Raw genomic sequence first — 7,372 nt, 5'->3', positions numbered from 1 at the left:
CTGCCGCCACTGCTCGCGCGACTGGCCCCAGATCTGCATCGGCTTGTCGTTGTACGGCGGCGGCAGTTCCCCCATCCGTAGCAGCGTGCTGCCGAGCTTGCGCGCGACCGCCCGCGAGTTGTCGTTGTTCTCGGCGATGGTGTGGATCACTTCGTCCCAACCCAGCGTGTCGAACGCCCAATCGATTGCTGCGACCGCCGCTTCCGGCGCATAGCCCCAGCCCCAGCTGGCATGACGGATGCCCCAGCCGACCTCGGTACCGGGCCAGTCCTGCGGTTGCCAGGGCCCCATCCGCCCGATCCATTCGCCGCTGGATTTCTCGATCACGCTGAACATCGAGAAGCCAAACAGCTGCCAGGCGCCAGCCAGGCTGCAGAAGCCACGCCAGGCCACCGAAGGCGGCTGCACGCCACCGAGGGTGCGCATCGTTTCCTCATCGGCGCAGAACGCCAGATACGGTTCGTAGTCCTCGCGCAGCAGCGGCCGCAGGATCAGGCGCTCGGTTTCGATGCGCAGGTCGAAGATGCTCATGCCGGCTCCATGTCGAAGGAAGCGTCCATGATGGTGGATTCACGCCCCGCGCGGATGAATTTCGCCGGCTGCAACGAAACGGGCCGGCATAAGCCGGCCCGTCAGGTACTGCATGCGGCATCTGGATTACTGGCGCGTGCTGGCCGCCGTGGCACCGGCAGCAGCGGTCTGCGTGACCAGCTGGCCGTCGACCACCGGCAGGCGATCGCTGGCCGGCTTGTTGTCCATGCGCACCGTCTTCTCGGCGCCGTCATAGCGGTAGGTCACGTTGTAGCCCTTCACCACGTCGTTGGTACCCATGGCAATGCGGTTGCCCGGCTTGCTGGCCATGCGCATGGTGCCGGTGGTGCCGTCCTCGTTGCGGTAGGTCACGTTGTAGCCGGTGACGCGGCTCGACTCGGAGGTCGCGGTCTCGGTGTGGCACTGGCGCTCGGTGCGGTTGACCACGCGGCCACCCACATGGCGCTTGTCGATCTGGTTGCCGATGAAGCCACCGGCCACCGCGCCGGCCGCAGTGGCGGCCTTCTTGCCATTGCCGCCGCCGACCTGGTTGCCCAGCAGGCCACCCACCACAGCACCGACCACGGTACCGCCGACGTTGCCGTCACGTTCCGGCAGGCGCTCCTGCACCGTCACGTCCTGGCAGACTTCATGCGGGGTCTGGGTGGTGGAGGTCTCACGCACCGCGTCGGTGCCGATCACGGTGGCGTAGGCCTTCTGCTTCTCGGTGATCGGGTCGACCTTCAGCACATCGGCATATTCCAGCCCACGCGGTGCGGTCGGGTCGAGAGTGTCACCACGCGCGCCATCGTCCGTGGCGTTGCCATCGACCAGGCGCGATTCACCATTGGGGGTTCCGGCGCTGATGGAATCGGGCGATCTGTCGCCACTCTTCATGAAGGCGGCAGTGGCGATGCCACCGACCAGCAGCGCGCCCGCTGCGACCAGGACAGTTGTAGTTGTGCTTTTCATGACCTGCTCCTTGCGGACCATCCGCAACGTTCTCGAACCAGATTGCAGCATGCGCTGCCTGAACGGAATCTCCACATTTCCTGCTCATTCCCGTAACCCATTCAGCATCGGGAAATGCTGGGCCCGTGGTAGCGTTTGCATATTCCCCAGGAGGACCCCCGCCATGGCCAACCCGATGCTGCTGCCGGTACTGCAATGGGCGCGCCGGCTGCGCTACCCCACCCTGTTCAAGCTCACCGCGGGCCTGTTCGCGCTGACCCTGTTCATCCCGGACCCGATTCCGTTCGTCGATGAGCTGGTGCTCGGCTTCGGCACCCTGCTGCTGGCCAATTGGAAGCGCCGCAACACCACCACGCCTCCGCCGCTGGAGCAGCATTGAGCCTGCTGGTCGACAGCCACTGCCATCTGGACGCCAGCGAGTTCGACCGCGACCGCGCCGCGGTGGTCGAGCGTGCGCAGGCCGCTGGCGTGCACCAGCAGGTGGTACCGGCGGTGACCGCAGCCAGCTGGCCGAAGCTGCGCGAGGTCTGCCAGCACGTGCCGGGGCTGTACCCAGCCTACGGCCTGCATCCGATGTTCCTGGCCGAGCACCAGCCTGGGCACCTGCCGCTGCTGCGCGAGTGGATCGAACGCGAACGCCCCTGCGCGATCGGCGAATGTGGTCTGGACTTTTTCGTTGAAGGCCTGGATGCCGAGGCGCAACAGGCATATTTCATCGGTCAGCTGGAACTGGCCCGTGAGTTCGAGCTGCCGGTGATCGTGCATGCACGGCGCGCGGTGGATGCGGTGATCGCCGCGATCCGTCGCGTCGGCGGCCTGCGCGGCGTGGTGCACAGCTTTTCCGGCAGTCCGGAACAGGCAGCGCAACTGCACAAGCAGGGCTTCCTGCTCGGGCTCGGCGGCCCGTTGACCTACGAACGCGCGCAACGCCTGCAGCGGCTGGTGCGCGAGATGCCGCTGGAACAGCTGCTGCTGGAGACCGACGCTCCGGACCAGCCTGACGCCGGCATCCGCGGCCAGCGCAACGAACCGGCACGGCTGGCGATCATCGCCCGCCACGTGGCGGCGCTACGCGGGATGGAGCTGGACGCGGTGGCCCAGGCCACGACGGAGAACGCGCGGCGGCTGTTCGCGCTGCCCGCTATGCAACGGTAGGTGCCGGCCGCTGGCCGGCATCTGCGCTGATTCAATCATTCCGGGTTGCCGGCCAGCGGCCGGCACTACCATCACGCGTCAGCGTGATCCTCGACCACTTCGGCCTTCACCTTCTTCGGCTCCAGCAGCATTTCAAGCGCCTTGCCGACCGCCGCGAACGCGAACGCACCGGTGATGTGGGTCGCCGCACCCAGGCCCGCGCCGCAGTCCAGCTTCAATGCCGCATCAGCGCCCAGGTTCGGGCGGATGCCACAGACGCTGCCATCGGCCTGCGGGTACTTCACATTCTCCAGCGAATACACCGCCGGCACGCCGAAGTAGCGCTTGGCATTCTTCGGAAAGTTGAACTCGCTGCGCAGCTTCTTGCGGATCAACGCCAGCATGGCGTCGTGCTCGGTGCGCGAGACATCGCGGATGCGCACCAGGGTGGGATCGGTGCGGCCACCGGCGGCACCCACGGTCAGCAGCGGCAGCTTGCGGCGGCGGCACCAGGCAATCGTCTCGACCTTGACCCGGAAGCTGTCGCAGGCATCGATCACCAGATCAAAGCCACGGTCCAGCAGTTCGGCCATGTTCGACACCGTCAGGAACGCCTGTACGGCATCGACCGCGATGTCCGGGTTGATCGCGCGGCATCGTTCGGCCATCGCCTCGGCTTTGTTGCGGCCGTAGTTGCCTTCCATCGCCGGCAGTTGCCGGTTGGTGTTGGACACGCAGATGTCATCGGCATCGATCAGGGTCAGGTGACCGACCGCCGAACGGGCCAATGCCTCCACCACCCACGAGCCAACGCCACCCAGGCCCACCACCGCCACGCGGCTGCTCTGCAGGCGCTCGAGTGCGCCCACGCCATACAGCCGTTCGATGCCGGCGAAGCGTTGTTTGACCTGTTCGTTCATCCGGCTATTTTAACGTGCAGGCGCCAGCGCCTGCAGCGCGCCGGCATCGAACCCACCGTTGCACGTCCGGAGAGCCCGCCATGAACGCCAGCCCGCCCCGCCGCCCCTCCACCGCCTACCGCTATCTGTTCGTGCTCGGCCTGGGCCTGTTGATCGGCCTGATCGCCACGGTGATGGTCGGCCGCGCCCTGCAGGCCCGCCGCGATCCGTTCCCGGACAGCCTGATGCAGGTGATGCAACGGCAATCACAGCTGCTGCAGCAGGCCCAGCAGCAGAACCGCTGCAGCCTGGCCGACAGCGTGCCGCGGTTGCAGGCGATGCGCCTGCTGTCCAACGACCTGGACCTGGCCTTTCCCGGGCTGAAGGACAGCGCGCAGTTCCAGCAGCATGCCAGCCAGCTGCGCGGCAACCTCAACGCCGCTCTGGCGGCGCCGCCCAGCAACTGCACGGCCCTGGCCCAGGTGGTGGAAACGGTGCAGGCCGACTGCCGCGCCTGCCACCAGGACTTCCGCTGAGCCGCATTCATCCTGCAGCCGGACAAGGCCTGCGCGGTTGGCGCCTTGTTCACGTTCAAAAGGGGACGATTCGTCCACCCTGCTGCATGACGCAGTACCACCCCAGACACCCGCCTTCACGGCCAGGAGACGCCCCATGAAGATCCAGCTCATCGCCGCCAGCGCCATCGCTACCCTTGCCCTGGCTGGCTGTGCCACCTCGCCCGGCTACGGCGGTGGTGGTTACAACAACGGCTACAACAATGGCGGCTACGGCAACAATGGTGGCTACAACCAGGGCCGCTGCGCCGACTGCGGCATCGTGACCCGCATCAACACCGTGCAGTCCGGCCGTACCGCGCCCAGCGCGACCGGCGCGATCCTGGGCGGCATCGTCGGCGCCGTGGCCGGCCACGAGATCTCCGACCACACCGGCGGCAGCCGTGGCAACAAGAACATCGCCGCCGCTGCAGGCGCGGTCGGTGGCGCACTGGCCGGCAACCAGATCCAGAAGAACGTGACCAGCGACACCTACGACATCAGCGTGCGCATGGACGATGGCCGCACCATCGTGGTCAACCAGCGCGACCTCGGCGGCATCCGCGAGAACACCTACGTGCGCGTAGTCAACGGCAAGGTCATCCTGCGCTGACCTGCATCGGGCCGATGGCAAAGAAAAGGCCCGCTTGCGCGGGCCTTTTCATTTGACGGTATGCAGCGCGATCAGGTCGGCTGAACGGCGTCGGCCTGCAGGCCCTTCTGGCCCTGCACGACGGTGAAGGTGACCTTCTGGCCTTCCTTCAGGCTCTTGAAGCCCTGGGTCTGGATGGCACGGAAGTGCACGAACACGTCTTCGCCGTTTTCACGGCTGATGAAGCCGAAGCCCTTTGCATCGTTGAACCACTTGACGGTACCGGTCTCGCGATCAGACATCTCACTAACTCCCTGGTGACTCTCTCTTGTTGTAGGAAACGCCTGGTGGGCGGCTGACAAGCAAGGGGGAAGCGAGGTGCATCGATGCAGCGGATCGGGAAGATCTTGCTTCATCAGGCCACGATCCACGGTGACCTTGCCAAGCTCAGCGACTGCAACTTAACCCGCCCAAAACGAAAAAGCAACTGGCAAAATCTTTCACTGTCAACCCCAAAACGACCACCATACGGGACAGCATGGGACTCTCATTCATCTTATATCTGCTAGCGGTCATTTTTGTCCTCGTCGGCATCGCCGGAATCATCCTTCCGGCCCTCCCCGGCATCCCGCTGGTATTCATCGGACTGCTGCTGGCGGCATGGGCCGACGGCTTCGTCCACGTCGGCTGGCCGACCCTGGTCGCACTGGGCGTACTGACCCTGCTCTCGCTGCTGGTGGACGTACTGGCCACAGTGGTGGGTGCGCAGCGGGTCGGTGCCAGCCGCAAGGCGCTGTGGGGCACGTTCGTCGGCAGCATCGTCGGGCTGTTCTTCATGCCGATCGGCCTCTTTGCCGGGCCCCTGATCGGCGCCTTGGCCGGCGAGTACTGGCACACCCGTGAACTGGGCCGCTCGACCAAGGTGGGTCTGGCCACCTGGCTCGGCATCCTGCTCGGCCTGGCGTTGAAGCTGGCGGTGGTGATCGCGATGCTGGGCCTGTTCGCCTTCGCCTGGTTCCTGTAACCCGCACCGTCTTCACGCCGCGCGCACGCGGTGGCCGTGCATAAACCGTGGGGGCTGGCCGCGATGCGGTACAGCCGCCACACTGTGCGATTCCCGTATTCACCGAAGGGCCTGCTGGAATGACCCTCCCCCCGCTGCTTCCCCGCCTTGCGCCGCTGGCGCTGGCGCTGGCCAGTGCCCCATTGGCCGCGCAGGAATTCGTGCCCAGCACCGATACCTCGCCGGCGGCGTGTGCCGCCATCACCACTGACGCGGCGCGCCTGGCCTGCTATGACCGCCTGTTCGCGCATACGCCGCAGGCCACGGCCGCCGCCGATGCCGCTGCCGAGGCGGCCGCGCAGGCCCGTCGCGAAGAACGCCAGACCGCACGCGTGAGCCAGGGCGAAGAGAAACTGCGCGAGCGGGTCAGCGACCTGTTCCGCCCCGCTGCGCCCGACAGCGCGCTGGCCAATGCCGGCCGCGGTTCGCTGCTGGACAGCCGCTGGGAACTGGCCGAGGACTCCAAGCTCGGCCCATTCCAGCTGCGTGCCTACAAGCCGGTGTACCTGCTGCCGGCGTTCTGGACCAGCGACCGCAACACCACGCCGCATTCGCCGAACCCGGCCAACACGGTCACCACGCCGCAGGTGCTGGACAGCGCCGAACTGAAGTTCCAGATCAGCTTCAAGACCAAGATCGCCGAGAACCTGTTCGGCGACAACGGCGACATCTGGGCCGGTTATACCCAGAGCTCGCGCTGGCAGGCCTACAACGGCGAGGATTCGCGCCCGTTCCGCGAAACCAATTACGAGCCGGAAGTGATGATGGTGTTCCGCAACGGCTACTCGATCGGTGGCTGGCGCGGCCGCATGACCGGCATCGCGCTGAACCACCAGTCCAACGGCCGCGCCGATCCGCTGTCGCGCAGCTGGAACCGGGTCATGCTCAACATCGGCCTGGACCGCGAGAACTGGGCGCTGGTGCTGCGGCCGTGGTACCGCATTCCCGAGACCCGCAGCGACGACAACAATCCGGACATCGAGGACTACATGGGCCGCGGTGATGCGACCCTGACCTGGAACCGCAACGGCCACGAAGTCTCGTTGATGGCACGCCATTCGCTGCGTACCGGCAGCCGCTCACACGGTGCCCTGCAGCTGGATTACGGCTTCCCGATCAGCAACCTGCTGCGCGGCCACGTGCAGATCTTCGACGGCTACGGCGAAAGCCTGATCGACTACAACCACAAAGCCACCTACGTGGGCGTGGGCGTGTCGCTGCTGGAGTGGTTCTGATGGACGTGACGATCTGGCACAACCCGGCCTGCAGCAATTCGCGTGGCGCATTGAAGCTGATCCGCGATGCAGGCTTCGATCCGGAGGTGATCGAGTACCTCGGCAATCCACCCGATGTGACCACACTGCGCCAGGTGCTGGCCGAATCCAGATTGAGCGCACGTGATCTGGTGCGCAGCAAGGAAGCACAGTTCACCGAACTGGGACTGGAAGAGGCCGACGATGCCACGCTGCTGGCCGCGATGGCCGCACACCCGCGCCTGATCAACCGCCCCGTGGTGCGCACGCCCAAGGGCACCCGGCTGTGCCGTCCACCGGAAACGGTGCTGGAGATCCTGTAACGGAAAAGGGGACGGAGGGGATTAAGTCGTTTGTGCACAAACTACTTAATC

11 protein-coding genes are annotated in these 7,372 nt (G+C 66.0%); 7 read left to right on the top strand and 4 right to left on the bottom strand.

Translation table 11 applies throughout. The features are described 5' to 3' along the window. Positions 1-531, bottom strand: a 531-nt coding sequence (locus N7573_RS19355; RefSeq protein ID WP_279943252.1) for a GNAT family N-acetyltransferase, incomplete at its 3' end; no start/stop codon positions are given. 126 nt (positions 532-657) lie between these two features. Beyond that, positions 658-1,503 (bottom strand): glycine zipper 2TM domain-containing protein, encoded by an 846-nt coding sequence (locus N7573_RS19350; protein ID WP_049398785.1) that lies wholly within the window; start codon positions 1,501-1,503, stop codon positions 658-660. A 163-nt stretch (positions 1,504-1,666) separates the two neighbouring features. Here N7573_RS19350 and N7573_RS19345 point away from each other — a divergent pair, with 163 nt between their 5' ends. Then, complete coding sequence (locus tag N7573_RS19345) at positions 1,667-1,882, top strand: DUF6116 family protein (RefSeq protein ID WP_049398753.1); 216 nt, start codon at positions 1,667-1,669, stop codon at positions 1,880-1,882. Beyond that, on the top strand, positions 1,879-2,658 hold the full coding sequence (locus N7573_RS19340) for a TatD family hydrolase (RefSeq protein ID WP_279943251.1): 780 nt from the start codon (positions 1,879-1,881) through the stop codon (positions 2,656-2,658). Before N7573_RS19345 ends, N7573_RS19340 begins: the two co-directional genes overlap by 4 nt. Positions 2,659-2,729: 71 nt before the next feature. Here N7573_RS19340 and N7573_RS19335 read toward each other — a convergent pair whose 3' ends face one another. Next, positions 2,730-3,557: a tRNA threonylcarbamoyladenosine dehydratase gene (locus tag N7573_RS19335; protein ID WP_279943250.1), complete on the bottom strand. Its 828-nt coding sequence runs from the start codon at positions 3,555-3,557 to the stop codon at positions 2,730-2,732. A gap of 80 nt (positions 3,558-3,637) precedes the next feature. Here N7573_RS19335 and N7573_RS19330 point away from each other — a divergent pair, with 80 nt between their 5' ends. Together N7573_RS19330 and N7573_RS19325 are read left to right on the top strand one after the other, a co-directional pair. After that, complete coding sequence (locus N7573_RS19330) at positions 3,638-4,072, top strand: cytochrome c (protein WP_032129641.1); 435 nt, start codon at positions 3,638-3,640, stop codon at positions 4,070-4,072. Positions 4,073-4,208: 136 nt separating this feature from the next. After that, positions 4,209-4,703: a glycine zipper 2TM domain-containing protein gene (locus tag N7573_RS19325; protein ID WP_010486804.1), complete on the top strand. Its 495-nt coding sequence runs from the start codon at positions 4,209-4,211 to the stop codon at positions 4,701-4,703. Between the two features lie 71 nt (positions 4,704-4,774). Here the strand turns inward: N7573_RS19325 and N7573_RS19320 are convergent, their stop codons facing one another. Further along, on the bottom strand, positions 4,775-4,984 hold the full coding sequence (locus N7573_RS19320) for a cold-shock protein (RefSeq protein WP_005410290.1): 210 nt from the start codon (positions 4,982-4,984) through the stop codon (positions 4,775-4,777). A 236-nt stretch (positions 4,985-5,220) separates the two neighbouring features. Between N7573_RS19320 and N7573_RS19315 the strand changes: the two genes are divergently transcribed. From N7573_RS19315 to arsC, 3 genes are all read left to right on the top strand, one after another. Continuing rightward, positions 5,221-5,706 carry a DUF456 domain-containing protein gene (locus tag N7573_RS19315; RefSeq protein WP_279913328.1) on the top strand — a complete coding sequence of 162 codons (486 nt, stop codon included), beginning with the start codon at positions 5,221-5,223 and terminating at the stop codon, positions 5,704-5,706. 119 nt (positions 5,707-5,825) lie between these two features. Next, the gene (locus N7573_RS19310; RefSeq protein ID WP_019337376.1) at positions 5,826-6,980 is read left to right on the top strand and encodes a phospholipase A; all 1,155 of its coding nucleotides are present in this window, start codon (positions 5,826-5,828) and stop codon (positions 6,978-6,980) included. Next, a complete protein-coding gene (gene arsC, locus N7573_RS19305) occupies positions 6,980-7,321 on the top strand; it encodes an arsenate reductase (glutaredoxin) (RefSeq protein ID WP_121505097.1) in 342 nt (113 codons plus the stop codon). Before N7573_RS19310 ends, arsC begins: the two co-directional genes overlap by 1 nt. The last annotated feature ends 51 nt before the right edge of the window (positions 7,322-7,372 follow it).

The organism is Stenotrophomonas sp. GD04054 (assembly GCF_029836955.1).
Taxonomy (GTDB): Bacteria; Pseudomonadota; Gammaproteobacteria; order Xanthomonadales; family Xanthomonadaceae; genus Stenotrophomonas; species Stenotrophomonas maltophilia_A.
Note: the sequence above shows the minus strand (reverse complement) of the source record. Positions and strands in the feature narration are given on the sequence as shown.